The 18,910-nt window shown below is 38.7% G+C and carries 19 protein-coding genes; 10 read left to right on the forward strand and 9 right to left on the reverse strand.

Annotation, left to right across the window (positions count from 1 at the left end):
- From JW794_10465 to JW794_10510, 10 genes are all read left to right on the forward strand, one after another.
- Positions 1-885: a T9SS type A sorting domain-containing protein gene (locus tag JW794_10465; protein ID MBN2018535.1), complete on the forward strand. Its 885-nt coding sequence runs from the start codon at positions 1-3 to the stop codon at positions 883-885.
- A 236-nt stretch (positions 886-1,121) separates the two neighbouring features.
- Positions 1,122-1,766: a hypothetical protein gene (locus tag JW794_10470; GenBank protein ID MBN2018536.1), complete on the forward strand. Its 645-nt coding sequence runs from the start codon at positions 1,122-1,124 to the stop codon at positions 1,764-1,766.
- Entirely contained in the window at positions 1,759-2,127 is a 369-nt protein-coding gene (locus tag JW794_10475; protein MBN2018537.1) for a hypothetical protein, read from the forward strand. The genes JW794_10470 and JW794_10475 overlap by 8 nt, the downstream gene beginning before the upstream one ends.
- 11 nt (positions 2,128-2,138) lie before the next feature.
- Positions 2,139-3,443 (forward strand): hypothetical protein, encoded by a 1,305-nt coding sequence (locus JW794_10480; GenBank protein MBN2018538.1) that lies wholly within the window; start codon positions 2,139-2,141, stop codon positions 3,441-3,443.
- Between the two features lie 10 nt (positions 3,444-3,453).
- Positions 3,454-3,666, forward strand: a complete 213-nt coding sequence (locus tag JW794_10485) for a hypothetical protein (protein ID MBN2018539.1) — start codon at positions 3,454-3,456, stop codon at positions 3,664-3,666.
- 6 nt (positions 3,667-3,672) lie between these two features.
- Positions 3,673-3,966 carry a hypothetical protein gene (locus JW794_10490; GenBank protein ID MBN2018540.1) on the forward strand — a complete coding sequence of 98 codons (294 nt, stop codon included), beginning with the start codon at positions 3,673-3,675 and terminating at the stop codon, positions 3,964-3,966.
- A gap of 150 nt (positions 3,967-4,116) precedes the next feature.
- Positions 4,117-4,830 carry a divalent cation transporter gene (locus tag JW794_10495; GenBank protein MBN2018541.1) on the forward strand — a complete coding sequence of 238 codons (714 nt, stop codon included), beginning with the start codon at positions 4,117-4,119 and terminating at the stop codon, positions 4,828-4,830.
- 1 nt (position 4,831) lies between these two features.
- Entirely contained in the window at positions 4,832-6,106 is a 1,275-nt protein-coding gene (locus JW794_10500) for an alpha/beta hydrolase (GenBank protein MBN2018542.1), read from the forward strand.
- Positions 6,107-6,120: 14 nt separating this feature from the next.
- Positions 6,121-6,750 (forward strand): hypothetical protein, encoded by a 630-nt coding sequence (locus JW794_10505; GenBank protein MBN2018543.1) that lies wholly within the window; start codon positions 6,121-6,123, stop codon positions 6,748-6,750.
- Positions 6,747-7,619 carry a DUF1295 domain-containing protein gene (locus tag JW794_10510; protein ID MBN2018544.1) on the forward strand — a complete coding sequence of 291 codons (873 nt, stop codon included), beginning with the start codon at positions 6,747-6,749 and terminating at the stop codon, positions 7,617-7,619. Before JW794_10505 ends, JW794_10510 begins: the two co-directional genes overlap by 4 nt.
- Before the next feature lie 9 nt (positions 7,620-7,628).
- Here the strand turns inward: JW794_10510 and cdd are convergent, their stop codons facing one another.
- The 9 genes from cdd to JW794_10555 form a co-directional block, all read right to left on the reverse strand.
- On the reverse strand, positions 7,629-8,015 hold the full coding sequence (gene cdd / locus JW794_10515; protein ID MBN2018545.1) for a cytidine deaminase: 387 nt from the start codon (positions 8,013-8,015) through the stop codon (positions 7,629-7,631).
- 74 nt (positions 8,016-8,089) lie between these two features.
- Positions 8,090-8,560 carry a 23S rRNA (pseudouridine(1915)-N(3))-methyltransferase RlmH gene (locus tag JW794_10520; GenBank protein ID MBN2018546.1) on the reverse strand — a complete coding sequence of 157 codons (471 nt, stop codon included), beginning with the start codon at positions 8,558-8,560 and terminating at the stop codon, positions 8,090-8,092.
- A 4-nt stretch (positions 8,561-8,564) separates the two neighbouring features.
- On the reverse strand, positions 8,565-9,569 hold the full coding sequence (locus tag JW794_10525) for a guanosine monophosphate reductase (GenBank protein ID MBN2018547.1): 1,005 nt from the start codon (positions 9,567-9,569) through the stop codon (positions 8,565-8,567).
- A gap of 9 nt (positions 9,570-9,578) precedes the next feature.
- Entirely contained in the window at positions 9,579-10,472 is an 894-nt protein-coding gene (locus JW794_10530) for a hypothetical protein (protein MBN2018548.1), read from the reverse strand.
- Positions 10,473-10,485: 13 nt separating this feature from the next.
- On the reverse strand, positions 10,486-11,718 hold the full coding sequence (locus JW794_10535; GenBank protein ID MBN2018549.1) for a hypothetical protein: 1,233 nt from the start codon (positions 11,716-11,718) through the stop codon (positions 10,486-10,488).
- A gap of 150 nt (positions 11,719-11,868) precedes the next feature.
- On the reverse strand, positions 11,869-13,134 hold the full coding sequence (locus tag JW794_10540; protein ID MBN2018550.1) for a M48 family metalloprotease: 1,266 nt from the start codon (positions 13,132-13,134) through the stop codon (positions 11,869-11,871).
- 58 nt (positions 13,135-13,192) lie between these two features.
- Complete coding sequence (locus tag JW794_10545) at positions 13,193-14,857, reverse strand: bifunctional metallophosphatase/5'-nucleotidase (GenBank protein ID MBN2018551.1); 1,665 nt, start codon at positions 14,855-14,857, stop codon at positions 13,193-13,195.
- 19 nt (positions 14,858-14,876) lie between these two features.
- The gene (locus JW794_10550; GenBank protein MBN2018552.1) at positions 14,877-16,196 is read right to left on the reverse strand and encodes a hypothetical protein; all 1,320 of its coding nucleotides are present in this window, start codon (positions 16,194-16,196) and stop codon (positions 14,877-14,879) included.
- Between the two features lie 110 nt (positions 16,197-16,306).
- Positions 16,307-18,910, reverse strand: a complete 2,604-nt coding sequence (locus JW794_10555; protein MBN2018553.1) for a helix-hairpin-helix domain-containing protein — start codon at positions 18,908-18,910, stop codon at positions 16,307-16,309.

Consider the following 18,910-nt stretch of genomic DNA (forward strand, 5'->3'; position numbering starts at 1 on the left):
ATATTTGTTTTGTTTTTTATTTTTATAAGTATTATAGCTTATGCTCAGACCAAAGATGTTGGTATTACTTTTGAATTTGAGAATGGACAAGTCATTGAAGAAAACTCAGAGCAGTATTATTCATTTGATGTCGTAGCATATACTTCTGGCGAAGATAGTTACTTTGGTTCTGGAATGGTCTATTTTTTTTATAGCACTGAATCCTTTGGTGAAAATGTTTGTTCAACGGACAATATTGTCGTTGAAAAAGGTCAGCTGATTAATGGGGAACTAGCACCAGGAGCACCTTTATATGAAATCATTAATATAACAGATAATACTTCATCATGTGCTGCTATTACAACAGTCTATAATTTTCCTACAAATCCTAATCAAGCTAACATGTTATCCACAACACCAACTCAGTATTTACATATAAAATTAAAAATTCTGGATATTACTGGATTTTCTGAACTTTCTTTTTATGAGAATTTAATGATTGGTCAACAATATCAATCCAATGATATAATTAAGTACATTCCAGTGGTTGCAACAGATACAGATAATATTGATTTACCTGTGAATCAACCTCCAGAAGCGGGAGAAGAATCATCAAGTATCAATATTTTTCAGAGTATTCCTAATCCATTCGGCCCTAAATCTAATAACATATCCCTTACTATTATTCCTCCGAAACAAGGATCGCTAAAGTTGAGTGTATTCAATATAAGAGGTCAACTCATAAAAACATTGTATGATGAAAATGTTCAGAAGAATCAGGAAATCAGTTTTAACTGGAGAGGTATTGATGATGATGGTAATGATTTACCTTCAGGAATTTATTTTTATAAACTAATCATAGAAGGTGAATTCATAAAAACGCAGAAATTTATTATTACAAAATAGTCTCAAAGACAAATTTATTATCAGCTAAATATAAATTAATATCTTATTTCCATTACTTTGGAAAACTCTATTGTAGTTAATCCTGAAAATGTATTTAGAGAAATGGTCTGTTCGCAAATGGAGGTAAATATTTTTACAAATAAAAGTAACAAATTCATTTATTTATGTTAACAGTACGTAACAATTTATTAAGAATCTTTTATGGCTTAATGTTTATTTTATCACAAGGTGAACTTATGGCACAAAAATGGTATAGACCGGTAAATATTGGACATGTATATTTGAATTTTATAGCTGAAAAGAAACTTTCCGAGGATGATGCAAATGCAAATTTTGTAGTATGTAACAATAACATAATGTCAGAGTTATTCAAAGGTGAACTGCAGGAACTTACTGAGGAGTGGAAAAAAAATGATAAAGGGAGCATCTCACCCAACTTTCAGAATGATCCCTACTTTACTCCGAACAGGGATTATAAAATTGATTATTCTATTGATGCCTTTTCGGACGATTCGATCAACGTGAAGTTCTTCTATGAATACGGCACTTCACGCTGGCATCATTATAATGCGCTTTTGATGAATTTGATTATTCCCAGAAATAGTCGCCTAGACAGTATTTTCAATATGGAGTATTACGAGTCTTTATATAAAACTGTTTACAATGGAATTGGTCACGACTCAACCGGCAAACAGATGGAAGAAGAGCTGGGAACTGATTACTTTGAATATTTCGGACAAAGTCTACAACTAAGAAATGTATATTATGAAGATCAAAACCTTGAGATATGTTTACAGGACGGGATAGTGAAATTCGTGAAAATAGGTCGTCCCGGCTGGATGGATTCCGACAATATAACAAAACACAAGAAAAATGACTGAACAAATCAAAGGCAGTCATTGTCATCTCTGGACTAAAAGGTTTCTCTCAAAAAATGACCTGAGAGACTCACTTGAGGTAGTTGAAATTATTGAACAGGAATCACATAATTCTAAGAAGATCATGAAATGCAAAGACTGCGGTCAGCTTTATCTCTACCACTTTGTCGAAGAGGTCGATTGGGAAGAAGGTAATGATGATCAGTGTTTTCAATGGATACCTGTTAGAAGTGTGGAAGGAGCTCGTGAATTGTGCAAAAAGCCCATTCCTTATTTATTAGTGCTTCCAAGCATTCGAATTGATTTTACTAAAAATATGAAAGAACCCAAAGGTCCTTATAAATCGAAATATAGTAAGACGTAGGATATCAACATATGATAAATTATATCGCATGGATACAGTTATTTGTACTTGCTCTCAAGTTATTTCCTACATTCAACTCGGTTGATAATGTCCAGGTAAAGACATCATGGAAAAGCCTGGAAAGTTTTGGCATGTTTGCAAAGGTTCGGGCTATGCAGGTAGAATTCATGATGGTTGAGCAAAACAAACCACTTATTACATATTTACTTATTCCCTGGGAGAATATCTCTATAATAGGCAACGAAGCAGATATTTCATCAATGCTTGGTATGCCGGATCTACTGTGTGTAACACCATTTGCAATAGTACAAGAGCGTTGCACGATAGATTCTGGAGAAGAAGATGTCGTCCTCAAGGAAAAGATCACGAACTTTATAGAGGAATTGTTCAATGTCGATGTAAATTTAAAACTATTGGTGTATGAGGATGGCTTTTCTCTTGGTGATCAGTATCAAGTCATAACAAAGAGGCAATTTCCATATTTGGTAGATCTAAGTATTGCAACACCCGGAAGTACCCATCTCGATCAAGAATTCTTCACAAGTACATACAATAACACAATGATCTTTGTATCGATGATCCCGGATATGGGTAGTATTACTGCTTCATGGATAAAATCCGGAGATGCAGAAGTGTTACAATCGATAATTCCAATTCAGGATGAGATGATTCGCGCATACGAAGGATATATAAACACAGCCAGTACAATCAAAGATATTGATAAGAGAGTAGAGTTCTATGAAAAATGCAAAGTTGAACTTATCGACTATCTTGAATTAAAAGGAGTTGATACTACAACACATCAATTTTATATCGATCTGCTCATGAGATTTTTATTTGTACCCGGAGAACAGACAAAAGAGATACAAATGGACAGCGTATTCGGGTATTATCAACCGAAAACTACTTCCGATACTGCTGCTGACTACATGACTGGAATTTCTGATGACATAGCGAAATTACCGGAAGCTCAACTTAATAATCTTCATGACTTGATCATGCTCTTTGATGAACAAAAGGTTAAAGCTACAGAGATGCCTGGTAAGATCGTTGAAGGAAATATGCTGCTCGGTGGTTTGCCTGAAGAATATCAGGCATCAAAGGATGAATTGCTTCTTGCTGAAATTGGTGAAAAAATAAGAAAGATCATTGCATCGTCTTCTGGCAGTGAATTGAATAATTATTGCAGCACAAACGATTTGAGTGGAAAAGAATTTGTATATACAAAATTTTCATTCATTCATTACGACGTTATGGGTTCTGGTCGTTACTTTTACATTAGTAGCAGGGATACTGTTCATCTTGTACTACCATAGAGAAGCAGATATGAAATACATTGTGTTCACACTCAACCTGATTGCATTCCTTGTCGGAGGAGGATTTTTCGTATATTGCTTAGTATATGTCATAATCAATCCTGAAAATATACTACATTGGCTCATAAAATGTGCTGTTTCTTTACTTGTAACAGGTTTGATCATTATCCTTTATTTCGTGAGAAAAACTCACTATCCCTGCCCGGGAATTGACTATAAGTAAAATAATATGATCTCAAAAAAAGAAATCGAAACCATCATTCGAAAACAAATCGAAAAAATTGAGAGATTGGGTGACCAGGGAAGTGCCAGCGGTCATATGAGTAATGTCTCTTATCAGTTGAATGATTTCTCGTTAGAAGAAATGGAAGATGGGTTGATTAGAGTGGAATATTCTTATACAACCTATGTTGAAACAGAATTTACCTATGATCCGGATAATCCACCTTATGAATATCCCCATGAGCGTGTGATGATCATCAATCAAAATCGCGAAGTATTATCTGATGTCACAAAAAATTAGATAACTTAACTCAACAGAGAAATTATTTCTTTAAGATATTAAAAGATTGTAGCACCACCGAAGCCAAGAAAATCATTCTCTTTCATTATTTAGTAGTTTTAAAAGACTTTTTCATTGACTTTCTGAGAATTATTTAACAAATATGCAGCAATGAAACAGCTTACGGAAATAATCATTTACTCACTTTTTGCAGGTATTACAATATTCTTCGGTGGATTGCTTGCTATAATCTTTGAGAAAATTATCTCGAAAGAGATAAAATCTTATACACTGCATTGGACGATTGCTTTTGGTGGTGGAATTCTGATGGCTGCAATAGCGTTTGTACTTACTCCAAAAGCGATCGAAACATTCTCCGTTATAGGAATGGTAGTGATATTTGCTGCTGGAGCGATCACTTTTTTCCTGCTTGATCAAAGCATTGCCAGAAGAAAAGGTATATTAGCACAAACAATGGCAATGATGATGGATTTTATTCCTGAATCGATTGCACTCGGAGCAACATTCATGCATAATCATAGACTTGGGATGCTCCTTGCTTTTTTTATTGGTCTTCAAAATTTACCCGAATCGTTTAATGCTTATTTTGATCTGCGGAAGAGTAATCAATCTTCCAAGAAAGTACTGATAATATTCTTTGTGCTTAGTTTCTTTGGCGTTATTGCAGCTCTTGCTGGAAGATTTTTACTGGTTAATCAGGTCAAGCTTACACAGGGGATCATGCTTTTTGCTGCAGGAGGTATCCTCTATCTGATCTTCCAGGATATTGCCCCTCTTTTAAAAGCGGAAAAACGATGGGAGCCGGCTCTTGGAGCAATACTTGGATTCCTTGTCGGGATGATCGGCACAAAATTGTTAGGATAATATGGAAATAAATATTAGAGTATTTTTAATTTTATTCTTACTTCTTATAGGCGTATCCAATCTCAGCGCAATTCAAGTCGTCTTCGATGATTATCAGTATTCCTTTCAATTACTACGAACAATGGGATATTCGTGTACGGGCGGAGCAGATGTAGGTGAATGCCTGAGTACTGCCTACAAGATAGAGGAGAAAAATCATGAAAGCTGGTTTAATCGGTGGCATCATACTGCGGAACGTCTTGAAGCTGCTGCAGATTCATTTTCACTCAATGGTCATAACATAAGTGCAAGAGAAGCCTATTTTCGTGCATCAAATTATTATCGTACTGCCGCCTTCTTCCTTTCCAAAAAACCCTTAGATGAGAGAATACTAACTTCATTGCGAACAAGAAGGGATTGCTTTCAAAAAGCGATGCAATTTTCAGATTTTCCCATTGAATTTGTGCATATTCCATTCGAAAATACTCATTTGCCAGGCTATCTGCTTCTTGCAGATAACGAACAGGTTGAAAGACCGGTGCTGATCGTTCACAGCGGTTTTGACGGTACTGCCGAGGAACTCTATTTTGAGATCGGGAAACTTGCAGTAGAAAGAGGATACAATTGTCTTCTTTTCGAAGGACCGGGACAAGGTTCGGTTGTCTATGAGCAGCATATTCCTTTCAGACCGAATTGGGAAAGTGTTGTAACTCCTGTTGTGGATTATGCGCTTTCGTTACCCCAGGTTTATCAAGAACATATTGCACTTATGGGTATCAGTTTTGGCGGTTATTTTGCACCCCGTGCTGTAGCGTTTGAGGATCGTATTCAGGTATGTATTGCAAATGGAGGAATTTATAATTTCTATGGCAGCATGATAAGCAAATTTCCTTATGGAACCGAGAAGATGCTGGATGATCCCGAAGCACGAAAAGAGTTCGATAAGCAGATGCTAAACATAATGAATGATAATGTGGAACTCGAATTTTTTTTTAGTAATGGCATGTTCACTTTTCATGCACAATCTCCATCTGAGTTGCTTCTCATGATGAAGCCATACAATTTAGAAGGTATTGCTGAAAAGATAACCTGCTCAATGCTCGTGGTCGATTCTGAACAAGATCATGACCTGCAAGGTCAGGCAAAGCAATTATTTGATGTGCTCACTTGCGATAAAGAATACATGCTCTTTACAACTGAAGAAGCTGCGGAAGAACACTGTCAGATGGGTGCTGTAATGATCTCGGGTGAAAGAATACTCAATTGGTTAGACGATTATTTTATGAATAATAATTGAAGAGACTATCATTTATGAATATACGAAATGTAACATATGCCCTGATTGCTGCCTTGATCTATGAGTCTTTTTTTAAGCTAGTATATTTCTTAGATCCAGGAATCATAAGCAGTACCTTTATTTCTGCTGTAAGCAAAGTTTTTTCGTTTGCTGTCGGCATAATTGTGATACTGTTTTTGTACTATTTCTATAAGCAGGAAAAATCACATAAGAATCTCGCGGTAATGATGAAAGCGCTGATTGTTGTTTTTGTGCTTCAATACATGATGAGATTGTCTGGCATTCAAAACTTATTCAGTAACTCAAGTATACAATTAAGCAGAAGTATACTTAATGTTGCTCAATCATTAATTCTTTTTATTTCATTGATACTCTTAATCAAATTCCTTCCAGCAGAGCCAAAAAAACTCAAAGAATCAGCAGTTGTTCTTTCAGTTTTCTTCGGTATTGGAATCGCTAAGAATGTTTATATGCTGATTCTGTATTTCAGATACCTTAAATCCGGATTTATGCTACAGGTTGATCAAACCTTCCATCTCATCTTCTTCGTCATATTCTTACTATTTCATTTAAATTTAATATGGTTTTTATTAACATACATGAATTATAAACATACATCAGCCAAGGAAAGATTAATGCAATGAAAAAAGAAGATATTACGGCAATTATTTCTTTGCCAATCGTTATTTTAATAGGTGTTGGTGTCGCTATTGCCGGAAGCCAAGACAGTTTCAGTTGGGTAATGGGGTTGCCATTATATGCTTTTTGTGTAGCCCTTGCCTTTATCATTCAGTGGATCATATTTATTCCATCTTTTATTTTTCAAACCGAAAAATTCTTTGATATAACCGGCAGTATTACGTATATTTCTGTGACTATTATCGCAGTTGCAATGAGCCCAAAAATTGATGCTCGTTCCATAATACTCATGATAATGGTCATCATCTGGGCAGGACGGCTTGGAACCTTCCTTGTTCGACGTATACATAAGGCAGGTAAAGATCAACGATTTGATGATATCAAACCCCATTTTTTCCGATTTCTCAATACCTGGACTTTGCAGGGATTGTGGGTGACCTTTACACTTGCTGCAGCATTAGTTGTTTTTACAACTCCATTCAGGAAAGACTTCGGATGGTTAGGGGTAATGGGGATAATAATCTGGCTGGTCGGTTTTACGTTTGAATCAGTTGCAGATTTGCAGAAAAACCGATTTCGTGCTCAGCCACAGAATAAAGGAAAATTTATCAAAACCGGATTATGGTCTATCTCCCGCCATCCTAATTACTTTGGTGAGATCGTGATCTGGATAGGGGTTGCTGTAATTGCTCTTCCTGTGTTGCATGGCTGGCAGTGGGTGACGCTGATCTCACCTGTTTTTGTTGCTTTTCTCATCATCAAGATAAGCGGTATTCCAAAGTTAGAAAAGTATGCAGATGAGAAGTGGGGTGGTCAGAAAGACTACGAGGAGTATAAAAAGGATACGCCTGTTCTGGTGCCTTTTATTAAATAGTGTAAAAAATTACTTCTCAAATTCAAACATGTCCGGTAGCAGTTCGGCTATTGTCTTCACGACATATTCATGCTCATTTCTGGCGACAATTACTTTCATGTTCTTTGAAAATTCCGACATGACCTGCCTGCAGATGCCGCATGGGAAGGGATAGTTTTCGCCTTCTGCATAAATTGCACATGCTTCGAAATTGTATTCTTTATTTGTAACCGCATCGAAAATAGCAACTCTCTCTGCACAAACACTGGCGGGGAATGATGCATTCTCAACATTTGTACCTGTATAAATATTGCCGTCTGCTGTAAGCAATGCAGCTCCAACTTTATATTTTGAATAAGGTGAGTATGATGATTCCGATGCTTCCTTTGCTGCTTTAATTAGTTCTTTTATATTCATGATCACTCATTTCTTATGCTACGTACAATGTAAAAAAAGCCCCGTACAATAATTACATGCAAGTTTTTTCTATCCTAGTAGTGGTACTTTTTCCCCTTTAATATCGTAAATGCCCGATATATCTGTTCAAGAAGGATGATCCTAACCATTTGATGTGTAAATGTGAGTTGAGATAGTGAGAGAAGTTCGTCAGCACGATCTTTAACTCCTTTAGAGAATCCATATGGACCTCCTATTATAAAATAGAGCGGTTTATTCTGCGAAACAAGAATCCTGTTGAGATGACGAGAGAACTCTTTGGATGTATGCTGGTCTCCATTTTCATCAAGAGCTATCACATAGCATTGATCAGGTAATGCTGAGAGTATGGAATTTCCTTCGATCTCTTTTATTTTTTCTATCAATTGATTTTTCTTGTATTTTGGTGTCGCGACTGTTTCAAGTGCGAGGGAGCAGGAACTCGAAAGACGCTTAAGAAACTCGTTTTCAGCAAGTGTTATATACTCATCCTTGTTTTTTCCAACTGCGAGTATTGTAATTTTCATCGAATCAGACTGTCCGGATATCCTTAAACCTTTTCTGAATATAGGTTACTTTCTGATGAAATTCATCGATATTCATAGCTCCGGCATAGGAGAATGCAGAACGAAGTCCATCTTCAATATTGCGGATCACATATTTTGCGGGACCCTTGTATTCGATGGTTGTGCTTATTCCTTCAACATTACGATTCTCATCATTCCTGATATGTTTGGACTCGAGACTCGCTGATCCGCGATAACGTTTATACAAATGATAATTCGGGAAATTACCCTCTTTATGGATTGTACCAGGTGTTTCCTTACATCCTGCAAACAATGCACCGATCATGACAGAATCTGCACCAACAGCCAACGCTTTGGCTACATCACCAGAGTTCTGAATACCGCCGTCTGCAATAACAGGAATGTTATATTCTTTAGCAACATTATAAACATCTTCTATGGCAGTAACCTGAGGAACGCCAAACCCGGTATTGATCCGCGTCGTACACATCGAGCCGGGTCCAATACCCACTTTGACAGCGTCTGCGCCATTTTCACAGAGAAATTTTGCGGCTTCTCCTGTTGCGATGTTACCTGCGATTATATCAACATTGAAGTTCTTACACATGTTGATCGTATCAGCCATGAGTTTATGATGACCATGAGCAATATCGATACAAATGATCTGTGCTCCCGCATCGATAAGCGCTTTTAAACGATCTTTATTCTCTCCGGTTACACCGATCGAAGCAGCTCTGATTGGATTTTCCGAAAGCTTTAGACGTTCAATAATTCCTGCTTCTTCATCAACGGAGCAAAATCTGTGAACAATGCCAAGAGCACCAAATCCACTGAGCACATTTGCCATATCAAACTCTGTGATCGTATCCATGTTAGCGGAAAGAATAGGTAATCCTATTCTAAAATTTTTTGTAACTCTTGTTGAGAGATCAACATCCTGACGTGACAGCACCTCAGAATAATTAGGGATCAGCAGAATATCATCAAATGTTATACCGGTTCGTGCCATTATTTCTCCTTATGTGCACATAATTCCCAATGCAACCGAATGTAATTTTGTCCATGCATCATCAGCACGAGATGTAATAAGAATAGGAACTTTAGCACCCATGATCACATGAGCAACACGCAGATGCGCATAATAGGTCATTGCTTTTCCGAAAATATTACCGGCCTCAATATACGGCATGATAAGAATATCAGCATTTCCAGCAACAGGGGAATCGATTTTCTTCAACTTTGCTGCTTGTTCTGAGACTGCCACATCGAGTGCAAGTGGACCTTCGACAACACAGCCGGTAATCTTACCTTCTTTATACAATTTTGTTATTTCAGCAGCTTCTATTGTGGGAGGCATTTTGGGATTTTCCATCTCGATCGCACAGAGCAGTGCAACGTTCGGGCAGGGATTTTCAAGTTTATGGGCAACTCTAACAGCATTATTGATGAGTGATATTTTTTCTCTTACCCCGGGATATAAGACGATACCGCCGTCAGTCATGAGTGTGAGGCGATTCTCTGTTTCAATGACAAGCACATCACTAAGAATATCGCCTGTTTGAAGTCCTTTTCCTTTATTAAGTATCCCCTTCATAAGCTGACCTGTTGTTGAATCTCCCTTCATGATAAGATCTGCTCGGTTTTCAAGAACGGCATCAACTGCGAGCTCGATGCACTTCTCAGGATCTTTCTCGTCTATGATCTCAAACGCGTCAGTCATGGTTTCTTCGGACATAGAAATGTAATCAATGATCTGTTCCTTATCTCCAATGAGAAGAAATTCACCGATCTGCTCTTCTTTGGCAAGGGTTGCGCAATATACTGTGGACATTGTGTGTGCTGCTGGTATAACAACTCTCTTGGGTGGATGCACTTTGACTTTATCCAGCAATTCATCAAAATTTTTTATCATGCAATCTCCGAATCTACTTTAACTGCCATGCAATAAATTTCATAGTTTTTACAAACCATTTATCAATTTCTTTTTCATATTTATCTGAAATAGGGAACGGTATAACATGATCATATGGATAGGAGAAGTCAAAGGATTTAACTTTTATGGGGATTTTATTATTATGTCCATGCAGAGAAAGCTCAACCTCTATCGAAGGAACAACCTCATCTTTTTGCAGCGCGAGGGCTGAAATTCGTTTCGAGATCTTTTTCAGTCGATTCTCACGGAACGTTATCATCTTATTATAATCGAGCATACTTCTGAAATATTTCCCGATATGATGATAGTCACCGAAGTAGTGTGCAAGACGTTTATCGCGTTTCAATTCCACTTCAAGATGTTCGATGAAAAACGAGTAGATCGAAACGTTTGCTTCGCTGTCGAGAATATATTTGGATGCTGGAGACATGCGGTTGAGGAGTGGTCCTCCGCAAAACATACAAAGCCGTGAATCTGCGAAATAGTTGTTTTCATTTGTCATCATCATGATCTCTGCAAGAAAAGAACCGACAGAATATGAGAAGAAATCGATGCTTGCATCCTGGTGAATATGAGGATGATTGCCCGTTCGTATCTGATCGATCATCTGGAGGATGTCATAATAGGTTTGAAGACCCGACCAGAAGAAACGCTGGGGAAGGAACTGCAATCGCGTGCTGATCGCTGCATTAGCGAACGAGGAGTTATTTACTTTGGGGAAGAATTTCTTGCGCACCTTAGCAACCTTATTCATGAATTTAGGGTCAGCCCATCTCTGAGGTGCCCTGTTCATATGAAATGCAGTTGGGAAAAGGATGACTGCTTTACCTGTATATTCAACAAGCTTCTGAGCCCATGGCAGGTATTTCTCCCAACTTTTTTCATTTAGACCGTGCAGCAATATAATGACATCTTTAGATTTTTTTATCGTAAAAGGTTTGAAAATCGGATAGGTAAAGAAGATATTTTCTTCTATTTTTGAATCATCCACTCGGAGTAGATCATCAAGGTAAGGTGCGGAAATTTCCTTATCAAATGAGTATGAGTCTTCAAAGTTCTGATTGTGAAGCTGGCATCGATAATGATCTTCACCCGGAAGGATATCATAATTGAAGGATTCAAAATTAGTGTTGAAAATGTTCTGGCGGAATTTCTTTAGGGTAACAAATTCAGCTTTTGGATCAAATTTGTCTCTTAAATAGAGATAATCTTTTCGGTAACTCATACCAATGAGAACTCCTGTTATTTATGGAATCATATAAAAAATTTCGTTTTGCGAATAAAACATAATTACATCCGATATCAGTCAAGAGTTTCGTGTATTTTAAGTTAGCGTCGAGAGTATTCGTTATGAAATATTCGGAAACAGAAATTTCTATTCCTTCAAGTAATCAGCGTAGTGCTCCTGTACGTTTTGTGCTATTTCATTCAACCGCACATCGATGGTGATCCCGTTTTGTTGCAACGTCTTCCACATAACATCCATAGCATCGTTCTCTGATAGTCCGATTGATTCTGCGATATCCAAAAGAACTTGTTTCTCTTTTTTGGTAAATCTACCATCTGAAAGAGAGATCAGCGTAAGGAAGTGGAGTGAGTAATATCTATCCATATCTGTGCTGTGCTGTTTGAGGTAACGTGCTGCACTATCGAGCTGCTTGAGCGCTTTTTCTTTATCATAAATGATCTCTTTCTCAGGATCATCAGTAAAGACATCAGCAAGAATCTTAACAAGACTCTTTATCTCTTCGAGATTGATCTCTTTGTCTGCAGCGATCATAGAAATGCCGCCAGCAGCCACAAGCTTCATCATCATCTCTTTGACTTTGGTGCGGGGATAGAACTTTGTGAGTGCCAGTAATTCGTCGGTCTTTGTGTGTAGGTCTTCGGCGTTGATTTTACCGGTTTTCTTAAATAAAGCAGACTGAGAGAAGAGCTCGATCGCTTTCAGGCGAACAGGGAGAAGAGGATGGGTTGAAGTGCTTAATTCGGACATATATTCTGACTTTGCCAGATCATCCAGCTGCTTCATGAGTTCCGGTAGATTAAAATTAAGATTTTTCTCGGTTAATCCATAAGAGATTTTTAATAAACTTTGCACTGCGACCTCATAATTCTTGCATGCTACCAGCCCAACCCTGTCACAACTGATCTCTGCTTTTTTCTGCCAGGTTAGGAATTTTTTTTCTGCAAGGATCGGCAGGAAGGTTGTTTGTTTCTTGTCCGGATTATAGAGCAGCAGGAGTTTATTATGATCGAATATGATATGCCCGAGTTCGTGTCCGAGCACAAACTTAATTTCATCATCATCAAAATTTTCAAGTAAAGCAGACGTAAAAACCACGCTGATAAGATTTTTCTGTTTGAACGCAAAGGCATTATATGAATTATCCCTTAGTGAAAAAAACTCGATCTTCTGCTTGAGACCAAAATCTTTTTTAACCCCTTCAATGATCTTGTAGATGCGGGGAGAAATTGTTGGAGTTAGTCGAACAGAATCAGCAAGAAGTTTATCACGAAAGGTGATGTGTTCTTTGAGGATTTCTTCGTGGGATTTAATGATCTGTTCAACTTTGTATACGTTAAAAAGTTCTTTTGTGTCTTCGAAATCGCTTTTATAGCGTATTTTTTTTAGATCCATGAACCCCCCAATGGGTAGTTCCTCGAATTAATATTCGATGTAATTATCAAATTACTAACTATTTTTGTTCAGAATTAAATTTTGAGATTATGTCTGAATGTGCCGCTTCCGGTTCGAGATTCCAACGGTTATCGATCTGTCCGTTCACAACTTCACGTCTGCGGAAGTAATTTGCAAGCGCATCTCTGAGAACGATATATTTATATGTGATCTGGCTTTCAGGAATTTCCGTGAGTAATGTCAAACCGGAATTTCCCTGCATCAGGAAGTCGACCGTTGCAACATCATAAATCTTATCGGGATCCCATGGTTCACCAGCAATAGTCAGATTGGTCACACGCTGGAAATCTGGATATTCTTTACTATATTCGACCTCTCCACCTGCAACGCGCAGTCCATGTCTACCGCCTGCAATACGGACTTCGAGAATTTCCTTAAGCTTTGCTCCATCGATCTCCATTGTTACGATCTGGCTATCAAAGGGGAGCACATCGAATACGTCACGATAAGAAACAGGACCCTCTTTGATGTCATCACGTACACCGCCGAGATTTAAAAATGCAAAATCTGCTTCCGATTCTTCGAGCATTGCATCCATGACAAGGTTGCCGATAATGCTTTGTGCAGAGCCGTCACGAGAGAGATGCATGCCTGCAATACCAACGATTTCATCCATTCCTTGTTCTGCCAATGCCTGCATGGAGTCAATCTTCTCTTTGTACCATGGATCAGGTAAAAATTCTTCCTCGAAAAGAGTGATAAGATCGCCATCGATATAAGCTGGAAGATCGTAGCCGGTAATAATTTTGGAGTCTGTATCCAGCGTGAGGATGAGGTGTCCCATGTTGGAACCGTAACCATAATTTTGCACAATGAGTGTATGATTCTCCGGCTCTTCCCAGGGAATATTGTATCCTTTATGAATATGTCCGGCGAGGAAAACATCAATGCCGGGCACTTTATAAGCAACATGCATTGCATTATCGGGCCAGCGTCTGTCTTCATCTTTGATATGACCTTCAACAATATCATACTGATAGGCAGATTCGACATCATAGGGGATACCCATATGCCCTAGTACAAAAATCAGATCAACGCCGATCTCTTCTACTTCTTTTATATATTTTTCCACTGTCTGTGCCGCATCAACGAATTCCAATTCTTTAATATTCTCAGGAAAACTCATCAGAGGAGTATCGAGTGTGGAAATTCCAATGATCGCTATATCGATGCCTTTGAAATTTTTTATAATATAGGGTACACAGCCGGGAATGAGTTCACCTGTTTCTTTAACAATGATGTTAGCGCATACGATCGGGAATTCTGCAAGAGCAAGGGTGTTCAAAAGTGTTTCATATCCGAGATCGAATTCATGGTTGCCAAGGGTCATGGCATCGTATCCAATCCAGTTCATATATTTGATAACTGCCACACCTTCGGACATGGTTCCGATTGGATGTCCCTGGAAGAAATCACCAGCATCGAGAAGAAGAAAGGCCTCACCGTTCTCTTCTGCTTTCTTACGAACAGCATTGATATAGGTCGCCGCTGAAGCACCTCCACCAAGTGGGGGGGGAAAATCGGGATTCATGAATGTGGCTTCAACAGCATCTATTCCACCATGTACATCATTTGTAAACAGTAAATTAAGCTTGACCTCTTCAGCATTCAGATAGCTGAAAACAAACAAACTCATGAGGAGTATTAAAAATATCTTTTTCATATAAAAAACCTTTTATATCTTAAAATCTCCATGTCAGTGTTGCCATGAAGTTTATGAGTACATCCTGTACTTTATCCGGATTTGTTCGATTAACCGGAAGGTCAGAAAATGCAGTATCCCAGAGATTATCATTTGCATAGTAACTGTCAGGGAAAAGATCTGCATGTTGATAATTGAATTTTCCAATCTCTGCACCCAGATCAAGTATGAAGTTATATGGTAGTGTGATGCTGGTGCCTGCAGAGAATGCAGTCATGACGATCTCTTTATCCATACCAAAGGGCTGGTAACGGAAGCCAAGACGGATCGGCTGCGTATTAAAAATCCTATGCTCGACACCTGCATAATATTCGATCACATCATACCAGAGCGGATTGTAATCACTCCACTTCACATAAGAAATCTCGAATGAGAAATGAGTGTCCCAAATATTACGGGGATGGTATTCAAAACCCAATCCAATACGTGAAGGATAATATATTGTTGTGTCAGCCCAGGCAGTGTCGGCACTAGTTTTGAATGATTTATCGAGTTTTGCACGGCTGGTGTAGTTCATTCCAATTTTAAAACGTTCACCGAGGTCGAGTAACAAACCTGCCTGGAATCTCTGCCCTGAGTAGGTATTCTTCTTTTGGAATATAAGATCGGGAATACTGTCCGGGTCATTCTCCATCTGTTCTTTAGCCCAGGGAGTGAATATAATCGTGGAATCGATCGTGTTATCTCCCTTCATGAGCGAGAGAGAAGCACCGAGAGTCAGGGATTTAAAGAAACTGCTTTCATTTTCAAATGTAACTGCTACAGCAGGGGTGTGTGCATAAATCATTCCGCTTCCATTATAGGTGTTCGTTGCAATCTTATGAGGTTCATTCCCATAATCTGTTCCTTCATTATTGCGGACTTCTTCAGTGTATTTGAAGTTGAAATCATAGAGCGGCACATATGAATATGCTGCTGATATTTTGAATTGCTGTACAGGAACATTATACATCAAGCCAAGCAGATATTTGCTGAAGAAATGAGCATTTGATGCGTACACTGCATCATCGATATAGGAATCAAAGGAATCAAAAATTGGGAATGCCCGGTTTTCGTTATTCTTGGTCACATCAGGGGTAAACTGCACCATGAATTTGAAGGGAAGGTTGCCAAGAAGTGCAGGATTTTTGAGTGATGAAAGCGGTCCGTACCCGGTGGCAAGTCCTGTCGATCCCATTGCAAGCGAATGTGCAGAAAATGCTGTAACCTCCTGCCCGACATATCGATCAAATACAAATGCTGCGTGAGCGGGAATTGCACACAAGAACAACATTAAGATTCCTAACATTACTTTTTTCATGTATCCTCCGAAAATTATATATTTAATGGGATGTTTTACTGCACGTATAATATCAAATAGTGCAGAATTTATATTTTTTAAATTATCTGTGTTCATTCTGTGTTCCATTCTTAAAAAGTCCAGTCAAGCTGCAAGCGGATTGAGGTCTCTTTGTGCTTAACTTGAGCAACATAATTTAGACCCGAAACCGGTTCATTATATTGACGAAGATAGAGCTCATCATCCTCGTAATGCTTAACTTTATATTTAAAAGAGACCGCGAGACTGTTCGAAATTCTATTATACAACGTAAACCAGAACTTCATACCCTGACTTCCCATAAAGTCGATCTCCATATCTTCCCAATCCCAGTGGCTCACGCCGTGTCCATTCCAGAAGAGGAATGAACCCTCGAGACGGAAATAATCAGTGAAATTATGAACATAATTAGCACAGATCATATCGCCGTGATTGAGAACATCTGCGGTTGGGAGTATGTATGTCTGTCCAGGTTCAGCAGTTTCGGTTAAGCCTGTATAAGGAGCCATCCATACTTTTGTGTAGCGGTATTCAAGGTCGAGACGGTCACGATTGGTCAGATATGTTCTGAATAGAAAAGTCGTCTCACTCGTTTTTGATACTGCACGCGTAAAGAAGTCTTCAGAACCATTTGTCTGGAGTTTTTGTTTGAGGCGCATTGCTATTTGAAAGATCGGTCTGTATTCAAGCTCACCCTGGAAACGGACACTTTTCCTGCCATCGCTTTTACGTTCCCACATATCAAGATATGCTTTTGTGAGTGTCAGCTGGCGATGGAATTTGTATCTTGTTTCGATATACAGTCCCTGTTCAGCCTGTGACCAAGGTGAATTATAATACACTTCAGATACAAGTGGATTTTTCAAGTAATACTGTTTCTCAAGAATCGTTCCGTCAAAACGCTCATGTTCAGCAAAAGGTCGTGCATAAGGATTATCAAACTCAAGATCGTAGTCACGATACAGCATCATGAAATTCAGGTTTGCATAATTAAAGTATGCACTTGCCACCAAAGCGCTCGGGTCGTCACCAAGATCAAAGGTTTTACCGTCAACCTCAAGTTCGGCATATTCACCCTGGAAGGTGACGTTATCAAGCGTTGCCTGCCAGTCAAATCCATACACTCGGCGGTAATTTCGTCTGTATGCATCAGTTTTTGTTGAATAGAGAGATGATATCTCTGAATCATTGATATCTAATTTCTTATAATAATAACTGTCATATATAAGGTATGGACCAAGGTCTTCGTAATCTGCAATATTAAAATAACGGTCGTATTGAGATTCATAAGCAGTGATGCCAAGATGTGTCCCGATAAAAGGATCGAATTGGAGGTGACCACCAAGCATTGTTTCCCTGAGCGCATCCCGTCTTGGAGCCATATCTATCTTGGGAAGTGGATGAGGAGAGAGATTGGGTCTGTATTCATTAAAGATATTTTCAGCGGATTCGAGTTGTTCATTAGTAAAGCGCGGTGTGGAAACAACATAATAGAAGATATCATCTTTATCGGTAATCTCACCATCATGATTACTATCCCAAACAATAACATCTTTTTTATCATCAGAGAAGAAAACGGATGCATTCATGAAGCTGTTTCCATATTCGACTGCAGCACCTTTGAGGGCAAATTCTTCTGTGGGAGAAAGGTCCGGGAAAATACCCTGTACTCTTTTTGAAAAACCATATCCTGTCCTGCGTGATTCAAAGATATCTGTATTTTCCATGACAAGACCTTCGCCCCAGGTTGCACGGTAATTTCCAAGTACAACTTTCAAGTTCGCAGTTTTGAGATCGATGCCGACAGTATATTTTGAGTTTTCAGCCAGAGCTTCAGAAAGCTGGTTATCCTTCTGGAATAGATTCAGATCCCTTTCCTCCCCTTTTTTAAAAAAGAGCAAAGCGCTTATCTCAAGATTGTACCAATCCTCCATTCTTCCACGAAGTTTATGGGAAATTTCAGGAGGAGCATTATCCAGATCATATAAACCCCACATGGAGAATTTTTCATTAAGACTATCCGGAACATAGCTTTCGCGAAGCACTTCCTGCATTTCTTCTGAGAAAGGATTATTGTTAAACTTGAAGCGATAGTTGAAGTTCCATTTTCCTTCATGTTCGGGTGGTTCATATGAAACATAATGTCTGAGATTTGATGCGCCATAATAGGTAAGACCCGGTGCGTTTCGCATGCCCCTGTAATCCTGGAAATTGCCAAGTTGTCTCTGGCGCAGTATAGCTCGTACATCAGTGGGATTCACGATCGGCATGTTCAGTAGGTCTTGATATGTAGCAGTATTGATATTGATAGGGGACATGAGCATGTCTTCCCAGAGGTCGGATACTGCTTCAGAAGAGCCTTCATCAAGGGCAAGACGCCGGATAAGATAGTTGATCTGATCCCTGCGTTGAGCACGTTCGTCATAAATTCCATAGGGTACGATCTTCACGAGAGGTTTCAGTTTCAGAAATGTATTTTGATCGATACTTGGAAGGGCAAGAAGGTCATAGACAGATTGGAAGAAATTAATATACGTTCTGTAATAATAAATATCCTCTGCCTGCTGAGCGGTGATGGGAAGCGCTTGTATTTCCTGGTAGGTTGCTTTATTCAGGTCTAACTGTTCTGGAGATGCACAAAGTGAAACTGCAGCCAGCAGAAGTACAAAACTAAAAATTATGATTGCTTTTTGCAT

This window comes from Candidatus Cloacimonadota bacterium (genome assembly GCA_016932035.1).
Taxonomy (GTDB): domain Bacteria; phylum Cloacimonadota; class Cloacimonadia; order JGIOTU-2; family JGIOTU-2; genus Celaenobacter.

Bases quoted from the DNA above. Each gene is read 5' to 3' on its own strand.
- JW794_10470 (MBN2018536.1), top strand. From the start codon at position 1,122: ATGGCACAAAAATGGTATAGACCGGTAAATATTGGACATGTATATTTG.
- JW794_10475 (MBN2018537.1), top strand. From the start codon at position 1,759: ATGACTGAACAAATCAAAGGCAGTCATTGTCATCTCTGGACTAAAAGG.
- JW794_10480 (MBN2018538.1), top strand. From the start codon at position 2,139: ATGATAAATTATATCGCATGGATACAGTTATTTGTACTTGCTCTCAAG.
- JW794_10485 (MBN2018539.1), top strand. From the start codon at position 3,454: ATGAAATACATTGTGTTCACACTCAACCTGATTGCATTCCTTGTCGGA.
- JW794_10490 (MBN2018540.1), top strand. From the start codon at position 3,673: ATGATCTCAAAAAAAGAAATCGAAACCATCATTCGAAAACAAATCGAA.
- JW794_10495 (MBN2018541.1), top strand. From the start codon at position 4,117: ATGAAACAGCTTACGGAAATAATCATTTACTCACTTTTTGCAGGTATT.
- JW794_10500 (MBN2018542.1), top strand. From the start codon at position 4,832: ATGGAAATAAATATTAGAGTATTTTTAATTTTATTCTTACTTCTTATA.
- JW794_10505 (MBN2018543.1), top strand. From the start codon at position 6,121: ATGAATATACGAAATGTAACATATGCCCTGATTGCTGCCTTGATCTAT.
- JW794_10510 (MBN2018544.1), top strand. From the start codon at position 6,747: ATGAAAAAAGAAGATATTACGGCAATTATTTCTTTGCCAATCGTTATT.
- cdd (MBN2018545.1), bottom strand. From the start codon at position 8,015: ATGAATATAAAAGAACTAATTAAAGCAGCAAAGGAAGCATCGGAATCA.
- JW794_10520 (MBN2018546.1), bottom strand. From the start codon at position 8,560: ATGAAAATTACAATACTCGCAGTTGGAAAAAACAAGGATGAGTATATA.
- JW794_10525 (MBN2018547.1), bottom strand. From the start codon at position 9,569: ATGGCACGAACCGGTATAACATTTGATGATATTCTGCTGATCCCTAAT.
- JW794_10530 (MBN2018548.1), bottom strand. From the start codon at position 10,472: ATGATAAAAAATTTTGATGAATTGCTGGATAAAGTCAAAGTGCATCCA.
- JW794_10535 (MBN2018549.1), bottom strand. From the start codon at position 11,718: ATGAGTTACCGAAAAGATTATCTCTATTTAAGAGACAAATTTGATCCA.
- JW794_10540 (MBN2018550.1), bottom strand. From the start codon at position 13,134: ATGGATCTAAAAAAAATACGCTATAAAAGCGATTTCGAAGACACAAAA.
- JW794_10545 (MBN2018551.1), bottom strand. From the start codon at position 14,857: ATGAAAAAGATATTTTTAATACTCCTCATGAGTTTGTTTGTTTTCAGC.
- JW794_10550 (MBN2018552.1), bottom strand. From the start codon at position 16,196: ATGAAAAAAGTAATGTTAGGAATCTTAATGTTGTTCTTGTGTGCAATT.
- JW794_10555 (MBN2018553.1), bottom strand. From the start codon at position 18,910: ATGCAAAAAGCAATCATAATTTTTAGTTTTGTACTTCTGCTGGCTGCA.